The sequence below is a fragment of the Pseudomonas sp. TH15 genome (assembly GCF_016651105.1).
Classification (GTDB): Bacteria; Pseudomonadota; Gammaproteobacteria; order Pseudomonadales; family Pseudomonadaceae; genus Aquipseudomonas.
In genome coordinates this window covers 4,641,403-4,661,210 of record NZ_JAEKEL010000001.1, presented here as the reverse complement: position 1 = coordinate 4,661,210, position 19,808 = coordinate 4,641,403, and the positions used below count along the sequence as shown (strand labels likewise).

Annotated in this window: 15 protein-coding genes and 2 pseudogenes; 12 read left to right on the top strand and 5 right to left on the bottom strand. The window is 60.4% G+C overall.

Annotated features, from left to right (window positions below; translation table 11 throughout):
• Positions 1–196: 196 nt before the first annotated feature.
• Positions 197–1,011, bottom strand: a pseudogene (locus JFT87_RS20935) (suppressor of fused domain protein).
• Positions 1,012–1,063: 52 nt separating this feature from the next.
• A complete protein-coding gene (locus JFT87_RS20930) occupies positions 1,064–1,963 on the bottom strand; it encodes a LysR family transcriptional regulator (protein WP_201204262.1) in 900 nt (299 codons plus the stop codon).
• Between the two features lie 95 nt (positions 1,964–2,058).
• Here JFT87_RS20930 and JFT87_RS20925 point away from each other — a divergent pair, with 95 nt between their 5' ends.
• From JFT87_RS20925 to JFT87_RS20885, 9 genes are all read left to right on the top strand, one after another.
• The gene (locus tag JFT87_RS20925) at positions 2,059–3,282 is read left to right on the top strand and encodes an MFS transporter (protein ID WP_201204261.1); all 1,224 of its coding nucleotides are present in this window, start codon (positions 2,059–2,061) and stop codon (positions 3,280–3,282) included.
• Positions 3,279–4,109: a hypothetical protein gene (locus JFT87_RS20920; RefSeq protein WP_201204260.1), complete on the top strand. Its 831-nt coding sequence runs from the start codon at positions 3,279–3,281 to the stop codon at positions 4,107–4,109. Before JFT87_RS20925 ends, JFT87_RS20920 begins: the two co-directional genes overlap by 4 nt.
• 159 nt (positions 4,110–4,268) lie before the next feature.
• On the top strand, positions 4,269–5,510 hold the full coding sequence (locus JFT87_RS20915) for an ATP-grasp domain-containing protein (protein WP_201204259.1): 1,242 nt from the start codon (positions 4,269–4,271) through the stop codon (positions 5,508–5,510).
• A gap of 87 nt (positions 5,511–5,597) precedes the next feature.
• A complete protein-coding gene (locus JFT87_RS20910) occupies positions 5,598–6,632 on the top strand; it encodes an AbrB family transcriptional regulator (RefSeq protein ID WP_201204258.1) in 1,035 nt (344 codons plus the stop codon).
• A gap of 37 nt (positions 6,633–6,669) precedes the next feature.
• Entirely contained in the window at positions 6,670–7,680 is a 1,011-nt protein-coding gene (gene dmpG / locus JFT87_RS20905; protein ID WP_201204257.1) for a 4-hydroxy-2-oxovalerate aldolase, read from the top strand.
• 14 nt (positions 7,681–7,694) lie between these two features.
• Complete coding sequence (locus JFT87_RS20900) at positions 7,695–8,573, top strand: acetaldehyde dehydrogenase (acetylating) (protein WP_201204256.1); 879 nt, start codon at positions 7,695–7,697, stop codon at positions 8,571–8,573.
• 23 nt (positions 8,574–8,596) lie between these two features.
• Complete coding sequence (locus JFT87_RS20895; protein ID WP_201204255.1) at positions 8,597–9,784, top strand: pyridoxal phosphate-dependent aminotransferase; 1,188 nt, start codon at positions 8,597–8,599, stop codon at positions 9,782–9,784.
• Positions 9,785–9,846: 62 nt separating this feature from the next.
• Entirely contained in the window at positions 9,847–11,367 is a 1,521-nt protein-coding gene (locus tag JFT87_RS20890) for an FAD/NAD(P)-binding protein (RefSeq protein WP_201204254.1), read from the top strand.
• A 164-nt stretch (positions 11,368–11,531) separates the two neighbouring features.
• Complete coding sequence (locus tag JFT87_RS20885) at positions 11,532–11,669, top strand: hypothetical protein (protein WP_201204252.1); 138 nt, start codon at positions 11,532–11,534, stop codon at positions 11,667–11,669.
• Positions 11,670–11,682: 13 nt separating this feature from the next.
• Here JFT87_RS20885 and JFT87_RS20880 read toward each other — a convergent pair.
• A pseudogene (locus tag JFT87_RS20880) lies at positions 11,683–14,306 on the bottom strand (bifunctional diguanylate cyclase/phosphodiesterase).
• Positions 14,307–14,530: 224 nt separating this feature from the next.
• On the opposite strand from JFT87_RS20880, the gene JFT87_RS20875 reads away from it, so the two are divergent.
• The 3 genes from JFT87_RS20875 (at position 14,531) to JFT87_RS20865 (ending at position 17,967) form a co-directional block, all read left to right on the top strand.
• Positions 14,531–16,723, top strand: coding sequence for an OsmC domain/YcaO domain-containing protein (locus JFT87_RS20875; protein WP_201204251.1), 2,193 nt, complete (start codon positions 14,531–14,533; stop codon positions 16,721–16,723).
• A 209-nt stretch (positions 16,724–16,932) separates the two neighbouring features.
• A complete protein-coding gene (gene mug, locus JFT87_RS20870) occupies positions 16,933–17,445 on the top strand; it encodes a G/U mismatch-specific DNA glycosylase (protein ID WP_201204250.1) in 513 nt (170 codons plus the stop codon).
• 126 nt (positions 17,446–17,571) lie between these two features.
• Positions 17,572–17,967 carry a hypothetical protein gene (locus JFT87_RS20865; RefSeq protein ID WP_201204249.1) on the top strand — a complete coding sequence of 132 codons (396 nt, stop codon included), beginning with the start codon at positions 17,572–17,574 and terminating at the stop codon, positions 17,965–17,967.
• Positions 17,968–18,060: 93 nt separating this feature from the next.
• Here the strand turns inward: JFT87_RS20865 and JFT87_RS20860 are convergent, their stop codons facing one another.
• A complete protein-coding gene (locus JFT87_RS20860; RefSeq protein ID WP_201204248.1) occupies positions 18,061–18,555 on the bottom strand; it encodes a PaaI family thioesterase in 495 nt (164 codons plus the stop codon).
• A gap of 8 nt (positions 18,556–18,563) precedes the next feature.
• The gene (locus JFT87_RS20855) at positions 18,564–19,721 is read right to left on the bottom strand and encodes a GGDEF domain-containing protein (RefSeq protein WP_201204247.1); all 1,158 of its coding nucleotides are present in this window, start codon (positions 19,719–19,721) and stop codon (positions 18,564–18,566) included.
• Positions 19,722–19,808: the final 87 nt, after the last annotated feature.

The following is a 19,808-nucleotide window of genomic DNA, read 5'->3' as shown; positions in this document are numbered from 1 at the left end:
AAACAAGGGGCGGGCAATGAACAGTGCGACGTAACAAAGAACGAAGGAAACACATGGCAATTTTGCTTTTGCCCGCAACGGTGGCTGTGTAGGCGCAAAGCTAGCTCGCGAAGGGGGCGGCAGATCCAGCATCAGTATTGGCTGGGCCTATGCTTTCGCGAGCAAGCTTTGCTCCTACAGGCTGGAGTGTTTTCGGTTATACGACGCTGGTGCGGTTGAAGGTGTTGATGTGTCCGACGCCTGCTGCCTGCAAGCGAACGATGAGATCTTCGCGCGCCTTTTGCCCGCCTGCGCGGACGTACTCCAGTTCGGCGGCGGTCATCAGTACCACCGACACCAGCTTCACCGGCGACAGCGGCATGTCATTCAGCACCGAAGGGAAGTCCGCTTCGGGCGCGCCGAGCAGGACGCCGACCATGTCATCCTCGGTGACGAAATGGGGAGGCATTTGATCGCTCATGTAATGCGATTGACTGAACCCCGGAAGCTCCAGGGACAGTGCACCGTACTTTTGCAACTGGCCGGTGATTCCGCCGGCGTTCGCCACCGTCGCGGCGATGTGCTTGAGCAATTCAAAGGCCCAGCTTTGCTGGAGCGGAGCAACATCGCCCAGCGCGCCGCGCGCGTGCTCGGGAATGTCGGCGGTTTCGATGAACAGCTCCATCTCGAAACCATTGCCCAGGCCTTCAGCGTCATCGAACGGATCCGACAGGCCTTCGCTGGCGAGAATGATCGAATCGCCACGGCGCACGATGCGATACGCCTGACGGGTCGAAGGCCAGTCCGGGCCCCCATGAAGCTCGGGCTGATCATGTAGCCAAGTACATCGCGCTCACTCACGCCGACCGCATTCCAGTGTCGATCAAGGCAAGCCTGGCTGGCTTCACGCGCCGCCAGGTTGGCTTTCTCCGCCTCGCTGAGGTCGATCTCCGAGAGTGACTCGTCGAGGGGTTGCGCAGACGGCAACTCGGGTTTTTTCTTCGAGGCAAACAGCTTTTTAAAGAATTCCACGGGCGTTCCTTGCAAGATCAAAATCATCGGCGAAGTGTGCCATAAGGCCTCATCACTTTGCCTGCAACGTCTGTTCGATCACCTCGACAAACGCCTTCACCAGCGGACTGCGCTCGCGCTTGCGCGTCAGCACCAGCAAAGGCGCCGTCGCACCCGGTTCGGCCAGTGGGCGATAAGTCACGCCGCGTTTGACCAGGGTCTGCGTGCATTGCGGCACCACCGCCACGCCGCGGCCGGCAGCGACCAGCGCAATGATCGAGGTGATCTGTTTACCGGTCGGCGCCGGCAGCGGTGTCAGGCCGTTGCGGTGGTACAGCGCCGCGATGATGTCGTTCAGGCCCGAGCCGTAATCGCTGGGGAAGGCGATCAACGGGTACGCGCTCAACTCGGCCAGGGTCACCTGATCCTGTTGGGCCAGCGGGCTGTCGCTGGCAATGGCGGCCACCAGCGGTTCGTTGTCCAGACAAATCGCCTGCACCTCGGAATCATCGCCGGGCGGTTGCATGCGGCTCATGCCGATGTCGAGGCGGCCCTCGATGATCTGCGCCCATTGCGTGCTGGACGCGCCTTCTTCAACGGTCAGTTGCACGTCCGGGTACGACGAACAGAAGGTCTGGATGGTCTGGCTGAAGATGTCCGACAGCGCAATCGAGCTCGCATAGCCCACCGCCAGATGGCCGGCTGAACCGGCCGCCAGTTTGCTGGTAATGGTCGCGGTCAGGTCGACCTGCTCCAGCACCGCCCGGGCATAGGGCAGAAAATGCCGGCCCTCGGACGTCAGCGTGACGTTGCGCGTGCTGCGATCGAACAAGCGAAAACCCAATTCGGTTTCCAGTGCCGAGATCTGCCGTGTCAGCGGCGGCTGGGCGATGTGCAAGCGCGCGGCGGCACGGCCAAAGTGCAGTTCGTCGCTGACGACCAGGAAGTAACGCAAACGGCGCAGATCGATCATGTTCATCCTTGGGTATCAATCGGTCGGAAATAGGTATTGGATCGTTACGACAGCCCATCTTATAAAAGTGTTTGAAATCATTACGAACTTTTCTCATGAATCTTCGCGTGTTGTGTCCTCGGGTCGCCTTGTTTCTGTCGGGATGCGCGGCTTTCATCAACCTTTATGCCACACAAGGCCTGCTTAACGAGCTGGCCGCTGATTTTGACGTGTCAGCCCGGCAAGCCAGCTGGAGCATTACCGTCACCACCCTGGCCGTCGCCCTGACAGCGTTGTTTGTCGGTCGATTGAGTGCACGCGCCGAGCAGCACCGGGTCATCGCCCTGGCCGCTATTCTCCTGGCGCTGCCGGCGTTATTGGCCGCATGGGCAAGTAGTTTCAGTGAGTTTCTTCTCTGGCGATCCGTGCAGGGCATGCTCATTCCCGTGGTGTTCGCCACCAGCATTGCCTACATCGGCGTGCGCTGGAAGGACGGCGCGGTCACGGAAGTGACCAGCGTGTACGTCGCCGGCACCGTGCTGGGCGGCTTTTGCGGACGCTTTCTCACCGGCTGGACCACCGAGCTTGCCGATTGGCGTATGGCGCTGGCATTGCTCGCCGGGCTGAGCCTGGTCCTCGGACTGGCGATTGCCTGGTTGTTGCCGCGTAACCCACCCGCGCCTGTGCCAACCCCCGCTGACCGTAAGGCCATAACGGGCGAGCGATTCAGCAAGCCGTTGCTGGCCGCTTATGCCGTGGGCTTTTGCGTGCTGTTTGCGCAAATCGCGATGTTTACCTACGTCGGCTTGCACCTCAGCCATGCGCCGTTTTCGTTGAGCACGGGTGAGCTTGGGGCGATTTATTCAGTCTTTCTGCTGGCGCTGGTGGTGGTGCCGGTTGCCGGACGCCTCGGCAAGGCGCGGCCGCGCAGCGATTTGATCAAAGTGGCGGCGTGCCTTGGGGTGACCGGCTCGCTGCTGACGCTGACGTCGTCCTTGTGGCTGATCGTCCTGGGGCTGGCGCTCAGCTCGACCGGGGTGTTCCTCGCACAAGCCGCCGCCAATGCCTTTATCACCGCCCACGCCCGGCAAGACAAAGCCGGCGCCGTCGGCTTGTACCTCACCAGTTATTACCTGGGCGGCAGCTTCGGCGCCTTCGTGCCGGGCACGCTGTGGGAACTGGGTGGCTGGCCCGCCTGTATTGCGCTGATCGTGATGTTCCAGGTGCTGCCCCTGCTGGTGATCCGCAGCGGCTGGAAAGTCTCTGCATTGCCGGTGATCGCCGGCCCACACGCGCTGAACGCGCTCGATTCAACATCCAACAAGGAAAAAGTGAGATGACCGTGAGTAACCTGCAGACGCTGCAAAGCCAGTTGTTGAACGTGATCGAGCCGGTGCTCGAGGACATGCCTGACGGTGTTTTGAAGCAGGCGCTGGTGGCGACATTCCGCAGCGAAGAGGCGGCCCTGCTGGACATCGAAGCGTCGTTCCAGTTGCTCACTGCACGCCGCCATGACGCCGTGCCGTTGCGCACCTTCTTCGGCAGTTGGTCGAAAACCAACAACTCGGCCGCCAGCGTTTCGGGGCTGGCCAACCGGATCACCTTGCTGGCGCGATCGGAGCAGGGCGGGGAGTCGGCACAACGTCTGCATCAGGTGTGCAGCAGCCTGCAAAGGATTACCGACGAAGACCTTGGTGCGTTGGGCAATATTCTGCACTCCGAGCTGTTCTACAACATGGCCACGCCGATCTGCGGCGACGATCAATGGTTGCTCAAGGAAAACTGCCTGCCGTCGGCGCAGGCCTTCAAAGACTGGGCGGACAGCCGACGACTGCGCGATCGCGATCTGCTGGAAGGCCTGCTGACCACGCTGGTGCATGAGGTCTACACCCACGGCGAAGTGGAATTCATCCATCCGCTGTTCAAGCAATGGTTCGAACGCGACATGGGCGTGCCGGCCGCGAAGGTGCGTTCGACGGTCGCCTGGGTGACCGTGCACACCGGGGGCACCGAGAGCAATCACTTCGCCCACGCGGTGGCAGCGGTCGAGGAATTTGTCGATGTCATGGGCATCGCCGTGGTTCAGGCGGCGGCGCAGGAAATCTTCAGCGAGTACCTGCAACGCAAGGCCGCAGTGATGCGAGATTGTGCGGAACATCTGGCTTAAGTAACCGAAAATCGTTGAAACGTCGTGCAAAGTATCAATAACGACGGAATCGGTATTGGCCTGCGCAGCAAGTTTTTATCAAGATGTTGTGGCTTTGGACCGGCCTCGCACGGCCGGCCCGAAGCTCGACAAATCCCGCAAGATTGCAAGGAAGGCCGTATGCAGCTCATTGTTTTTTGCCCGCCGAAAATTGTTCTCCAGCACAGCGCCGAAAGCTGGTCTGCCGCGCTGGGTCGTGAGGGCGTCCTGTTGAGCTGTGCATCGCGAATGGCGGAAATCGCCGCGCATTTGGGCGAGAGCGTGCACTTCCAGCTCTTCGACAATTTCAATGACAGTGCGCTGGTCGAGATCGATGTCTACGAAATCGCGCGCGAACTGCATGCGCCGCTGTGCGTCGCATTGGCCGAGATCGACGTGTTGCGGGTAGCGCGCATCAATGATCGCCTCGGCATCACCCAGGGCGCCGAAGAACGCGCGATGTTTTACCGGGACAAATTCCTGATGAAACAGCGGACCCGTCAGTGTGGCTTTGCGATTGCCGAAATGGCCCAAATCCACAATGCCACTGAAGCGGTGCGCTTCAGCGAACGCCACGGTTTTCCGGTGGTGGTCAAACCGCGCGATGGCCGTGGTTCCAACGGTGTCGAAGTGCTCAAGGACCTCGGACAACTGACACAGTGGCTGGCCGCGCGTCCGTCCACCACCTTCCACAACCTGATGATCGAAAGCTTCGTGCGCGGCAGCCATTACATCGTTAATGGTTTGTACATCGAGGGTCAGCCGATCCTCGTGTCACCGGTGCGCGTGATGACCTCGGCGCTGGATTTTTTGGGCGGCAAGTCCCACGACCTGCACATGCTCGATGCGAGCAATCCGATGCGCGAACGGCTGGTTCACTACGCCCGTTCGCTGGTCGAAGACGTGCTGCCTTCGGATCCGACGATGCTGTTTCACCTGGAGTTGTTCGTTACCGAGAACGGTGAAATCGTCCTCTGCGAAATCGCTTCGCGGTTGGGCGGGGTGTTCTTCAATCAGGAACTGACCCATGCCTGGGGCATTGATCCGCGCATGAGCTTCCTGCGTGCGTTGCAGGATCCGACCTATCGCCCCGAGCCGATGGTCGAGCCGTTGCAGATGGTCGGGCATATCAGCATCCCGCCGCGTGTCGGCCTGCTGCGTGACGTGCCGCACACCTGCACGCTGCCAAGCGTCCTCGAATACCGCATTTCGGCGAAGAAAATGACGTCTTATTCGAGCATGGAATTCACCAACTCGGAGATCCTCAACGCCATTGTGGCGGGGCGCAACGAGGCTGAGCTGCGCGACAACCTGCGGCAGGTCGAACGCTGGTTCCACGAGAGTTGCGACTGGTCCACCAGCGCCGTTGCCGCCCTGGTCTAGACCGCGGCGCCGATTCCTCCGACATCAATTGAGCTGACCTTTCCGTGCTGGACGGTACGGTCACGCCCTCAGAAAAGTGGATATCCCATGAACAAAGTGATCGAAAGCCTTATCCCGATTCCTGTGGCGGCGCTCGGCGCATGGCTCGGCTACCTCACCGGATTTCCCCTCGGCGACTTGATCGGTGCGATTTGCGCGGTCACCGCGCTGAGCAAGTTCGGCGTGCCGATGCGCATGCCGTATCCGTTCGTGGCCACGGTGCAACTGCTGCTGGGTATCAGCGTCGGCTCCATCGTCACCGGCTCGATGATCAAGGAGTTGAGTGACTTCAGCATTCTGGTCGGCCTGGTCATCTGCATGACCACGCAGATTTTCGTCGGCTACAACTGGCTGCGACGCATGGAGAAATGGGGCCACATCGAAAGCCTGCTGGGCTCGATTCCCGGAGCGATGGCGGCGGTGATGACCGTGTCGGGCGAGCAGGGGCCGGCGTCCGGGCGCATCGCGTTCGTGCACATCGTGCGACTGCTCGCGCTGCTCGCCGTGGTGACGATTATCGCCGGCGGCCACGCCGACAGCGTCACGCCGGTGCTGGGCACTCTGGACAACTACCTGGGCGTGATCCCGCCAGCGATTGCCGCCGTGGCGCTGGGTTATCTGCTGGAGCGTTTCGACGTGCCGGCGCCATACATGCTGACCGGGTTGATTTGCACGGCCGGGGTCAATGTCGCGTTTCCGCAGGCCAATCTGCACGTGCCGGATCCTTTCGCCATCGTCGCGCTGATCCTGCTCGGTGGCTTGATCGGCATTCGTCTCAAGGACATCTCCTTCAAGGATGTCGTGCGTTACATCCGCGCTGGCCTGGTGGTCACCGCCCTGACGTTCTGCACGACGCTGCTGGTGGCGTTCGTCTTCAGCAAGCTGACCGGCAAACCGTTCCTCACGCTGTTCATGTCGTGGGTGCCCGGTGGCGTCGAAGTGATGACCGCCGCCGCGCTGCTGCTCAAGCTCGACCCGGCCTTCGTGATGCTCAACCACGTGGTGCGGATGTCGATCATCCACATTTCCCCGGTGTTTTTGCCCAAGCGCCTGTTGCAGGAACAACCTCAGCCCGAGCAATAACGGCTGCCTACCTTCGAATGACAAGGATTTGATCTCGATGACTGCTATTGCAATTCATGACCCTACGCTGCGCGACGGAAATCACGCGGTGTCCCATTCGCTGAGCCTTGAAGACATCGCCACGTATTGCCGCGCCGTCGATGGCTGCGGGCTGAATGTGGTGGAAGTCGGCCACGGTAACGGTTTGGGTGCGTCATCGCTGCAACTGGGGCTGGCACGCTACAAAGACACGGAAATGCTCGAAACCGCGCGGGCCAACCTGACACATTCGAAACTGGGCATTCACATGATCCCCGGCTTTGCGCGCTTGAGCGACATCGACACGGCCCTGAGCATCGGCGTTGAGGTGCTGCGCATCGCCTCGCATTGCACCGAGGCCAGCGTGACCGAAAGCTACATCGAACATGCGCGAGCCAAAGGCGCGTTCGTCCACGGTGTGCTGATGATGACCCACATGGCCAGTGCCGAGCGCCTGCTCGAAGAAGCCTTGAAGCAACAAGGCTACGGCGCCAACGCGTTGGTGCTGATGGATTCGGCCGGTCATTTCGACCCGGACAGCACCCGCGAAAAGATCGGCCTGCTGGCGCGCGAACTGTCGATTCCGGTGGGCTTTCATGGCCACAACAACCTCGGCCTGGCGGTGGCCAATTCGCTGGCGGCGGCCCAGGCCGGGGCGACCATCATTGACGGTTGCATGCGCGGCTTCGGTGCCGGTGCCGGCAACACTCAGCTGGAAGTGCTGTGCGCCGTCCTCGAGCGCTATCAGTTCGACACCGGCGTGGACGTCTTCGGGCTGTGCCGAGCCGTCGATAGCCTGGAAGAATTCACCCCGGTCAGGACGCCGACAGTGGTCAAGACCGCCAACCTGATCAGCGGCCTCTACGGTGTGTGCAGCGGCTTTGAAAAGCACGTCGCCCGGGCCGCCGCCGAGTTTCGCGTCGAACCGCGGAAAATCTATGAAGAGTTGGCCCGCTGCAACGCCGTGGCCGGTCAGGAAGACCTGATTATTTCGGTCGCCAGCCGCCTCTCTCAACCTGCCGTCGCCTGACTCTGGAGCCCCACATGACGTTGAAAACCGCGATTATCGGCAGCGGCAATATTGGCTGCGACATCCTCTGTAAAGTACTTGCCCACCCGGATCTCGATTGCACACTGGTGGCCGGGCGCTCGCCGCAATCGGCCGGTCTCGCGTTCGCCCGTGAGCGCGGCGTCGGCACGACCGCCGACGGTATCGAAGGGCTGTTTGCGCGCATCAACGATTTCGACGTGGTGTTCGATGCCACGTCGGCGACGGACCATGAAACCCATGCACCGCGCCTGATCGACGCCGGCAAGGCGATCATCAACCTGACCCCGGCCTCACTGGGTAGCCTGTGTGTGCCATCGCTCAACGGTCTGGCGCTGACCGAGGCGACCAACGTCAACATGATTACTTGCGGCGGCCAAGCGTCGATCCCGCTCGCCGCCGCCATCGCGCGGGCCAATCCGGGTTTGCACTACATCGAAGTGGTGTCGTCGATCAGTGCTGAAAGCGCAGGTCCTGCGACGCGCCGCAACCTCAGCAACTACATCACCACCACCGAGAATGCGCTGAAGCATTTCACTGGTTGTGGCGACGTCAAGGCGATCCTCAACATCAATCCGGCCAAGCCGAACGTGTACATGCAGACCGCAGTGTCGGCGCTGATCGAAGACATCGATCTGACCGCGACACGCCGCGAAGTCGAACGCGCCGTGAGCCAAGTGCAGTCTGCGGTGCCGGGTTATGAAGTGATCGTCGACCTGCATTACAGCGAAGGTCGGCTGTTCACCATGGTTCGGGTGGAAGGGGCGGGAGATTTCCTCGATCCGAGCGCCGGCAACCTCGACATCATCACCGCCACGGCCACGCACATGGCCGCCCTCATGGCGCGCAGTCGCGTCGCCGAACGCGCTGCCTGACCTCGGCTCACGGAGAGACTTGTATGCCTGCTCTTTCGCCCGATCTTGAATTTGCGCGGTTCTGTCCCATCCTCGGTGTTGTGCAGAAAGTCAGGGAAGCCGAGCACCCTGTGATCGATCTCGGTGTTGGCGTGCCGGGCTTTCTGCCGGCGCCGCACATCATCGAAGCGGCGGTCAATGCCGCCTGCGAGCACTCCGGCGGCTACGGCTCAAGCCAAGGTGATGAAGCGCTGCTTTCGGCGTATCTGGGTTACTTGCACGGGCAGGGTTTTACCCATTATGCCAAGCAGAATCTGGTGGCCGGTCTTGGCGCCAAGCACCTGTTGTTCAGCGTCTTGCGGGCGATCATTTGCCCGGGTGACGAGATCCTCGTTTCAACACCGTGCTGGCCGACCTATTTCGACATCGCTGACCTGGTCGGGGCGGGCGTGGTCAATGTCGTCTGCACCGCCGATACCGGCTACAAGATGACTGCGCAGGCGCTGGAACAGGCGCTGACGAACAGCGTGCGCGTGGTCATGCTCAACTCGCCGGGCAACCCTACCGGTGCGGTGTATTCGGCGCAGGAGCTGGCGGAACTGGCCGAGGTCTTGCGCAAGAAAGACGTGTGGATCATCTCCGATGATGTCTATCAGCGCTTTGTCTACGAAATGGACAGTTGTCCGAACCTGCTGTCTGTCGCGCCGGACCTCGGCGCGCGCATCATCAAGATCGACAGCGTTTCCAAGCTCTATGGCATGCCGGGCTGGCGGGTCGGCCTGCTGGCGGCGGACGAGCGCATTGCCACGGCGGTGACCACGCTCAATTCCAATTCGATCTCGAACATCCCGCCGATTCCCGCTGCCGCCGCCGCTGCGGCGTTCAACGGCGATCAGGGATTTTCCTTCGCGGCCCGAGACCGTTTGGCCGCGCAACGCCTGGCATTGATCAACGCGCTGGAAGACGCGCCCCATCTGCGTTTTTGCTCGCCTGCGGGGGCGTTCTATCTGTTCATGGACATCCGCCAGGCGCTCGGCAAATCGTTGCGCGGTCAATTGATCGCCGACGACGAGGCGTTCTGCTCGATGCTGCTTGAGGCGTACGGCGTGGCGCTGATTCCGGGGAGTTTTTTCGGCGCGCCGGGTCATGCGCGATTGTCCTATTCGGGCGACCCCGAGCAAGTCCAGGCCGGCGCCGTGCGCTTGAAAGCGTTCCTCAGCGCCCTGGAGTGACAACGTGCGGGCAGGGCGCTGAAGCCAACGTAGGAAGCGGTTCACTATAAGGAAATACCTTGATGAAAAGTGCCTTTGCAATCGTCGGCTGCGGCGCGACGGCTGTCGCATTCCTGCAACGTCATCTCGATCGCGTCGCTGCCGGCAGCGCACCGGCCGGGGTGATTTACCTGTTCGAAAAACGCCAGGACTTTGGTCCTGGCGCCGCTTATGAAGCCGATCTGCAGAGCAATATTCTCAACACCAAAACCGCTTTCATCACGCCTTTCCCCGACCAGCCGGGGCATTTTCAACGCTGGCTGGAAGAACACCCGAGCGCCTGGCGCAGCGCTTTCCCCACGTTTCAACCGGCGGCGGAAAGCTTTGCGCCGCGAGCGTTGTTTGGCGTTTACCTGCAACATCAGATCAGGAAAATCGTCCTGCGTGGCGCGTCACTCGGTTGCCAGATCGTGCTGATGCACGCGGAAGTCAGCGCCATTGACCCGATCGACGGCACCGAGACCGTGCGCACGCGTTGCGGGCTAAGTATTGCCACGCAAAAGGTCTTGCTGTTCTGTGGCCCGTTGGGCAAGAAGATCGACCCGGCCCGGCACGATGCACGCGTCCTGTCGACGCCTTATCCAGTGTCGCGCCTGCTTAGCGTCATCGACCCGGACGAGCGCGTAGCGGTGATTGGTGCGCGTTTGAGCGCCATCGACACGGTGATTGCCTTGATCGAGGGCGGGCACCGTGGGCCGATTCGCATGCACTCGCGCAGCGGCTATTTTCCAGTGGTGCGCGGGACCCAGGAGCGCGTCGAACTCAAGCACCTGACACGCGAGGGCGTGCGTGCGCTCGTTGCGCAAAACGGGCCGCTGCAGATCAGTGATCTGGTCGCGTTGTTTCGCAAGGAACTGGCCGCACATGACCCGGCGTCGACCACGGCGGTGATCCCGATGCCGGCGCCGCCGCCGGACGTTATCCGCTTTATCGAGGACGAACTCAACGTCTCCCGGGCGCCGCGCATCTGGCAGGCCATTCTCTACGCCACCAACGGCTTTATCGAGCACGTGTGGCAGGCGCTGGACGCCAGCGCGCAGGCGCGGTTCATGAGTGAGTATTTCAGCTTCTTCATGGCCTATCGCGTATCAATCCCCAGCGAAAATGCGCGCAAGATCCTCAGTTATCTGCGCAACGGCCAGCTCGAATTCGTCGCCGGCGCGTTTGCTTCACCGCAGGCAGATTCGCAGGGCCTGACGTTGCAGGGCGCAGGTTGGGCGCACGTTTACGATCGACTGATCCACGCCACAGGTTTCCCGCGCGATGCGCAACTGCTCGACTCGGCATTGCTCGCTGCGCTGATCAAGAACGGCACGGCCACGGCGCATGCAATGGGCGGCATTTGCGTCGACCCCGACAGCTATCGCCTTCAAGGCCGGGCTGCAGGCACACGGCAGATCTATGCGGTGGGCGAACTCACGGTCGGGCAGTTCTTCTTCACCTCGGCGCTGGAAATCAACGGCCGCCACGCCTTTCGCTGTGCCGACTCGATGCAGTGGCAAGGGCAGTCCCAGCGACTGGAGCGCATGGAAGAGCACGTATGAAAATACCCATGACGGCAAGGCACCGCGGCGCCATCCGTCGATTGCGCTGAACGCCGCGAACGTACCTCTCTCTACCGAATAAGCCTTCGCGAGAGAGTCCCTATGTTTGATCAGCAAAAAAACAATCACTGGCGGCATGGCGCAAACTGGCAACCCAACCGCAGATGCGCCTGGATCCGGAAGAGCAATATGACGAGTTGCTCAAAGCCGCTGACGAAATGGAAGAGCAGGGGCTAATCACCAGCGCTGAGTGGCGCCAGCTGGTGCGCGATGCGGGCAGTATCTTCACCGGTACGCAATAGCGCTGGTGGCTGATCAGGTTACGCGACCTTTGCGGCTGGTGGCGGAGCCTGCCGAACGCGGGTCTCTGGAACTATTCAGCAGATCGGTAAAGGCGGCCTTGTCGATCGGGCGGCTCATAAAGAAGCCTTGCACCTCGTGACATTGATCTGCGCCCAGAATGTTGAGTTGCTCTTCGGTTTCGACCCCTTCGGCGGTCACGGTCAGACCCATGGCCTTGCCCAGTCCGATGATCGCCTGAACCACCGCGCGGTCGTTGCCGCCGCTGCTCATCGAGGCGATGAAGCGTTTGTCGATCTTGATCCCGTCGAACGGGTAGGCACGCAGGTAGCCGAGTGAGGAATAACCGGTCCCGAAGTCGTCCATGTTCAGGCGCACGCCCAGTTCCTTGAGCGCGTTCATGGTGGTGAGGGCGCCGTCGATGTCGTTGAGCATCACGTTTTCGGTAATCTCCAGTTCCAGGCGACTGGCCGGGAAGCGCGTTTCGACCAGCACCTCGCGGACATCCTCGACCACGTCACTGCGGGCGAATTGTGCCGGGGAAAGGTTGACCGATAACAGTAAGTGGGCCGGCCAGGTCAGGGCGGTTTCGCAGGCTTCGCGTAAAACCCAGCGGCCCAGCGGCACGATCAGGTCGGTTTGCTCGGCCAAGGGAATGAACACGTCCGGCCCGAGCAGGCCTTGGGTCGGATGCTGCCAGCGAACCAGCGCTTCAACCGAGACAATTTCCTTGCCGTCGACTTTGTAGCGCGGCTGGTAATGCAGTACAAACTGCTGGTTCTGCACCGCCAGGCGCAGATCGTCTTCCAGTTGGCGACGCTGTTGAATCTGGTCGTTCATGTGCGCTTCGAAATAGCACCAGGTGTTTTTACCGTCGGACTTGGCCTTGTACAGCGCGATGTCGGCGCAGCGGATCAATTCGCCGGGCAGGTAACCCTGGCGGCGGCTGAGGGCTATGCCGATGCTGGCGCCGATATGCAGCGCATGGTTTTCATAAGGGATGGGCCGGTGCAGGCTGGCGATAAGTCGGGTACAGAATTTGTCGATTTCGCTGTGGCTGTCCATGCCGTGCAGCACCACGACAAATTCATCACCGCCCAGCCTGGCCACGATGTCATGGTCGCGGGTGCATTCACGCAAACGGGCGCCGACCTCCTGCAACACCGCATCGCCGGCAGGGTGGCCGAGGGAGTCATTGATGGGCTTGAAGTTGTCCAGATCCAGCATCAATAACGTCAGCGGCGCCGAGTACTCTTTGAGCAGCAACGCCTCGTCAAGGTAGCGCGCAAGCTTGTTGCGGTTGGGCAAACCGGTCAGCGCATCGTGCATCGACAGATGCTGGATTTGCGCGTGGGCGGCGACTTCATCGGTGATGTCGCTGGCGGTGCCCCGATAGCCAATGACGGCGTGGTGGTCGAAAATCGGCCGGGCAGATACGCGGCAGTAGCGTTGTTGTCCGGTGTGATCGCGGTAGGTACAACGCAGGTCGCTGACATCGGCTTGCTCGGTCAGTTTGTTCAACCAGAGTGCCAGGGGCGTGGTGTCGCAATACAGCAGTTGCTCGATGTTTTGGCCCACCCATTGCTGATTGGAGAACCCAGTCACTTCACTGAATCGCCCGGACAGGTAGGTGATGGACTGGCGTTGATCAATTTCCCAGATCCAGTCCGACGCCGCTTCCGCCACTGCACGAAAGCGCTCTTCGCTCGCCTCGATGTCACGGTTGGCGTGTTCCAATGCTTGATTGGCGGTTTGCATGACGGCAAAACTCTGGTCGACGTACTGCGATGAACGCAAAGCGTGGCGGAAGAAGTACGCGGTCAGCAGCATCAGTACCACTATCGTTGCGCCCAGTGGCGGCAGCAATGACCACAATAAATGTTGCCCGGGCCGCTCCAGATCAGCGATCAGGCTGTAACCGGTGTTGTCCAGCGGCACACGAGGTCGTTGCGGGTCGAGCGTCTCGTCCAGTGCCAGGCTCAGGTTGTTCAAGCCGTAACCGCTGCCGATCAGGCGCAGCTTGGTCGGCGTGAGTTTGTCGACAAATACCAGCACCGAGGTTTTTGCGGATCGCCGAGGGGCCGCTCATCGTTGGGAATGATCGCCGCCGCCGACACCCGCGCCGGCCAACCCTCGAACAGTGAATAACGGCTGACCGGTTTGGTCAGGTCAGCTTGCCCCAGCACTTGATCGAGCAACGCGCTGGCGCTCACCTGAACAAACGCGGACAGCTCGGCATCGACCATTTGCCCGCGCACCACACCATAGCGGGTGCCTTCGCGGTTCAGCACGAAGACGCCGTCATAACCGTCGGTGGTGAACAGGGTCTTGCCGACGTTCTGCTCGGTGTAGGCCCAGTCAGTATCGACCTGACCGCTCAAATGCTCGTAGGCGGTGGTCCAGTAGGCGTAGCTGGTGATGTAGTTTTTCGAGGCAGTGATGCGGTTTTCCAGCGCGCGAGCGGAGTAAAAGCGGGTTTTGTTGATTTCGTCGTTGTCGAGGCGTTCGGCAATACCGAGCAAGGCCACCGTTGCGGCAATCACACCGCTGACAAATAGCGCACCGACCGCGAAGGCGAGGCGGCGGGTGACGGCGTTCTGGCGCGGTGGAAGCGGGGCTGCATAGCTGGAAAGATCCATGTGCTCGTCCTTGATCCGCTGTCTTCTGAATCTAGAACCACGGCGCGGGCGCAATGTTCAGATTCTTCTGGGCAACTGCACTGAAAGCGTAGTGAAACCCGCGTGATTTGCCTCCCCGGGTGCCGCGCGCCGATCAGCGGCCAATCCCGAAAGGGCAAGACTTCCCGCGCAAAAGCCGGATAATGGCAGCCAATTCGTCTAGCCCGTTATTCTGGTAATCCCCCATGGAAATCAAGGTCAACTTTCTCGACAACCTTCGGCTTGAAGCAAAGTTCGATGACTTCACAGTCGTGGCCGATCAGCCTATCCGCTACAAGGGCGATGGCTCGGCACCTGGTCCGTTCGATTACTTTCTCGCTTCATCGGCTTTGTGTGCGGCTTATTTCGTGAAGTTGTACTGCGACACTCGCAGTATTCCTACCGAAAACATCCGCCTGTCGCAGAACAACATTGTTGATCCGGAAAACCGCTACAACCAGATTTTCAAGATTCAGGTCGAGCTGCCTGCGGACATCTCCGACAAGGACCGCCAGGGCATCCTGCGTTCCATCGACCGCTGCACCGTGAAAAAAGTGGTGCAAGCCGGGCCTGAGTTTGTGATCGAAGAAGTGGAAAACCTCGACGCCGACGCCCAGGCATTGTTGATGCCTGCTTCCAATTCAGCGGCGGGCACCTATATCGCGGGCAAAGACCTGCCGCTGGAGCAGACCATTGCCAATATGTCAGCCATTCTGGCTGACCTGGGCATGAAGATTGAAATCGCTTCGTGGCGCAATATCGTTCCCAATGTATGGTCGCTGCACATCCGCGACGCGCACTCGCCGATGTGTTTCACCAATGGCAAGGGCGCGACCAAAGAAGGCGCGTTGGCGTCGGCGCTGGGCGAGTTTATCGAGCGTCTGAACTGCAACTTCTTCTACAACGACCAGTTCTGGGGCGAAGACATCGCCAATGCGGCGTTTGTGCACTATCCGGACGAACGTTGGTTCAAGCCTGGCCGTAAAGATGCACTGCCCGCCGAAATTCTCGACGAGTACTGCCTGAAGATTTACAACCGCGACGGCGAGCTGCGTGGCTCCCACCTGATCGATACCAACTCAGGCAATGAGGAACGCGGCATCTGCTCGCTGCCGTACGTGCGCCAGTCGGACGGCGCGGTGGTGTATTTCCCGTCCAACCTGATCGAGAACCTGTTCCTGAGCAACGGCATGAGTGCCGGTAACACGCTGGCCGAAGCCCAAGTGCAGTGCCTGTCGGAGATCTTCGAGCGCGCGGTAAAACGCGAAATCATCGAAGGCGAATTTGCACTGCCGGATGTGCCGGCCGATGTGCTGGCGAAGTATCCCGGGATACTGGCCGGTATTCAGGCGCTGGAAGAGCAAGGGTTCCCGGTGTTGGTGAAAGATGCGTCCTTGGGCGGTGAATTCCCGGTGATGTGCGTCACGCTGATGAACCCGCGTACCGGCGGTGTGTTCGCCTCGTTCGGCGCGCACCCGAGCCTGGAAGTGGCGCTGGAACGCAGCCTGACCGAATTGTTGCAGGGCCGCAGTTTCGAAGGCCTCAACGACCTGCCTCAGCCGACTTTTGAAGGTCATGCGGTGACCGAGCCAAATAACTTCGTCGAGCACTTTATCGACTCCAGCGGCGTGGTGTCGTGGCGCTTCTTCAGTGCCAAATCGGATTACGAATTCGTGGAGTGGGACTTCTCCGGCCAGGGTGAAAACTCGAATGCCGAGGAAGCCGCAACCTTGTTCGGCATTCTCAAAGGTATGGGCAAGGAAGTGTACATGGCCGTCTACGAGCATATCGGCGCCAAGGCGTGCCGCATCCTCGTGCCGGACTATTCGGAAATCTATCCCGCTGATGACCTGATCTGGGATAACACCAACAAAGCGCTGTTCTTCCGCGCCGATATCCTGAACCTGCATCGCCTGGAGGAAAGCGAACTGCAAGCGCTGGTTGAACGTCTGGTGGAAAGTGAGCTGGACGACTACACCGACATCACCAGCTTGATCGGCATCGAATTTGACGACAATACGGCTTGGGGTCAGCTGACAATCCTGGAGTTGAAGCTGCTGATTTATCTCGCGTTGCAGCAAGTTGAAGAGGCGAAAGAGGCGGTAGAAATGTTCCTGCAGTACAACGACAACACGGTTGAGCGTGGTTTGTTCTACCAGGCGGTCAATGTGGTGCTGGAGATGAAGCTGGACGAAGACCTGGAACTGGAAGACTACGAGGCCAATTTCCGCCGGATGTTTGGCACCGAGCGCACGGATGCAGCGATCGGATCGGTGGACGGCAGCGTACGCTTCTATGGCTTGACGCCGACCAGCATGAAACTGGAGGGGCTCGACCGGCACCTGCGGTTGATCGATAGCTACAAGAAACTGCACTCGGCACGGGCCAATTTCAAGTAGCGCGCAGCAAAGCCCTCACCCCAGCTCTCTCCTGGAGGAAGAGGGGCCGACGCCAGTGTCTGCGTCATCCACCGACCGGAAAGATCGAGTCGATAATGGATTCACTAGAGCAGGTTCAGGTCGGTGTTTATCCTGAATATCCCGCAATCAGTCCCCTCTACCTCTGGGAGAGGGTTAGGGTGAGGGGGGATGATTAATCGAGAGTCGATATGGCAGGCGAAGGACTTGAGGACATTCTGGCTGATGATCTTTCGGTGATTTTCTGTGGCATCAATCCGGGGCTCAAGGCCGCTGCGCAAGGGCATCACTTTGCCGGCCGCAGCAATCGTTTCTGGCGCACGTTGCATCTGGCCGGGTTTACTCCGCAGGAGATCCGCGCGGAGGACGACCGCTCGATTCTGCACCATCGCTGTGGTTTGACGGCGGTGGTCGGGCGGCCGACGGCACGGACGGATCAATTGGCGCTACATGAATTCAATGCAGTCGCCGCCAGTTTCGAGGCGAAGATCGAACGCTGTGCGCCGCGTTTTGTGGCGTTTCTGGGCAAAGCCGCGTACGCCGCATTGTCGGGACAAAAACAAGTGCCGTGGGGGCGTCAGGTCGAATTATTCGGTGGTTGCCCGGTGTGGGTTTTGCCTAATCCAAGTGGACGCAACTTAGCGTTCACCCAAGGGGACCTGGTGGAGGCGTACCAGGCGCTCTTTTTAGCGATTGAAGCGTAAGGCGGCCAGATCAAAAACTCCGGCGTTATCGTTGCGCAATACCGCTTGTTTTTTGCTTGAGCGATTGGATATTCGCTCGCACGAATTCATCAATGAAACCGTGGCTGCACATTTAAAGGAATAAATATGAATTACACCGCTTTGATCCTCGCAATGACCGCCGCTTTCGGCGCGTCCAGTCTCGCCCATGCCGAAGAAATCGATGCTGCCACGCTGAAAAGCGTTTATGACTCGGGTCGTAACACCACCGGGCTGATCAAACATTGCGTCGACAAGGGTTTCCTCAAAGCCGACAGCACTGCGAATGCCGACAAGATGGCTGCCTTCGTTGAGGGTATGCCGGGTCCAGTGAACAAGAAGGACGGCGACAAGAACGAAGCGCAAGGCCGTAAGGGCGAAGTGTTGGTCGAGGGTGAATACCAGAAGCTCGAAACCGGCCTGCCGGCGTCGCTGAGTCTCAAGCAATGGTGCGAACAGGCGGACGAAGGCATGCGTCAGGGCTTGAAGCGCGTCGGTCTGTAAGAAAGGCTCACCTGATTATCCGTATTCAAAGACGCTCGCTGATCGCGAGCGTTTTTGTTTGGCTACCGAGTGCCAGATACCAGCGCGCCGGTTTCAGCGCCCGTGCGCAACCGCTGCCAGTTGCCCGGTGTCCACGCGCACAAAAATTGAATCGCCCACCGCCGTCAGCACATCCCCTGCATATACCTCGCAGATCACCCGAGTCTTGCGCCCGACGTCGCCATCAACTCTGGCCCGCAAGGTCAACGGTACGCCCATCGGTGTCGGTTTGATGAATTTGATGCCCAGGTTACCGGTCACGCAGTCGATGCGCGGCAGGCTGCCGGGGGCACGCTGTTCGGCGCGATAGTGGTAGGCCATCGCCGTCCAGTTGGAGTGGCAATCGACCAGCATCGCGATCAGTCCACCGTAAACCAGGTCGGGCCAGCCGCAGTATTTGGCGTCTGGCACGTGCTCGGCGAGGACGTGCACGCCATCTTCATGCCAGTGGCTTTTAATGTGCAATCCATGGGGGTTGCTGCTGCCGCAGCCATAGCAAACGCCTTCTGGCGCGGCGCTGTCTTGCAGAGAACTGTCGAGGCTGGACATGATTGTGGTCATCCTTGTGTGGGGAGCCCGGTCAGGCGCAGGCGGTTGCGACCGCCGCGTTTGGACTCGTAGAGAGCGACATCGCCTTGTTCGATCAACGCCGTGAGGCTGGCGGGCGGTTGCTCGAACAGACTGGCGCCGATGCTCAACGTGACGGCCTCGGGCGTGGGGAATGTCTGTGAGGTGGTGCTCAGAAACTGTTCGCGCAGGCTGTTGCCCAGCTCGACGATGCGCTCGCTTGAGGCGCCGCCCAGCAGTATGACGAACTCGTCGCCGCCCAAGCGTGCGGTCAATGCATTGCGCGGCAGCAGCGAGCGGATCATTTCGCTCAATGCAATCAACAGACGATCGCCCGCGGTGTGGCCGTATTGGTCGTTGACCAGTTTGAAGTTGTCGATGTCGATCAGCAGCAGGGCGCCGGGGCGTTCTGCGCAGACGTCGGCGAGCAGACGCGTAGCGCGTTTTTCCAGGGCGCGGCGATTGTAGAGGGCGGTCAGCGGGTCACGTTCGGCGAGGCGCGCGATCTCTTTTTCCCGGCGGTAACGCTCGGTGCCGGTCATCGACAGCGCGATCAACATGATTGCCATGGCGCCTTCGACCAGCGAAATCTGGATGATCTCGCCGCGAAATGCGGCCAGATCGATCAGCGTGCCGGGGATGACCACCGTCAGGGCCTTGGCGATATAGAAGCTTCCGTGAATCAGCAGAACGTAGCGCAGTTGCACCGCGCCCACACTCAGCGATTTGCCATGCGGGCGCAGCAGCGTGCTCGCCTTGAGCGTCACCAGCGCCACCAGCAGCGAGTTGGCCGCGAGCATGACTTTTGACCACAGTGGCCCGTCGGGCAATAACAACATCACCAGCCAGGTGAGGAAGATAAGGTACCAGCCGCGGGACAGGCGTATCTGCGTGAAGCGCGCAACGCCCAGCAGGAAGAGGAAGTGTGCGGTCACCAGCAGGCCGTTGGCGAACCAGATGCCGATCAGCAAAAAGCCGCTACTGCGCAGCAATGCGAGGGTGGAGCCCACGGTGATGGTGGCGAAACCGGCGCTCCAGAACAGCAGCGAAGGTTCACGGATGCTCCGCCACTCGATCGCCAGATACAGCGCGGCAGCGGCTGCGAGGGCGATGGAGAGGGTCAGCATCGTCGGAGGGTCGAGCGGCATTTCTGGGCGGGCCTGTCTGGTGGGCGGTTAGACGGGCGATTGTAAGCGTTCGCCAAGGATTTTCGCAGGGGCCTTGTTGCCGCGCAG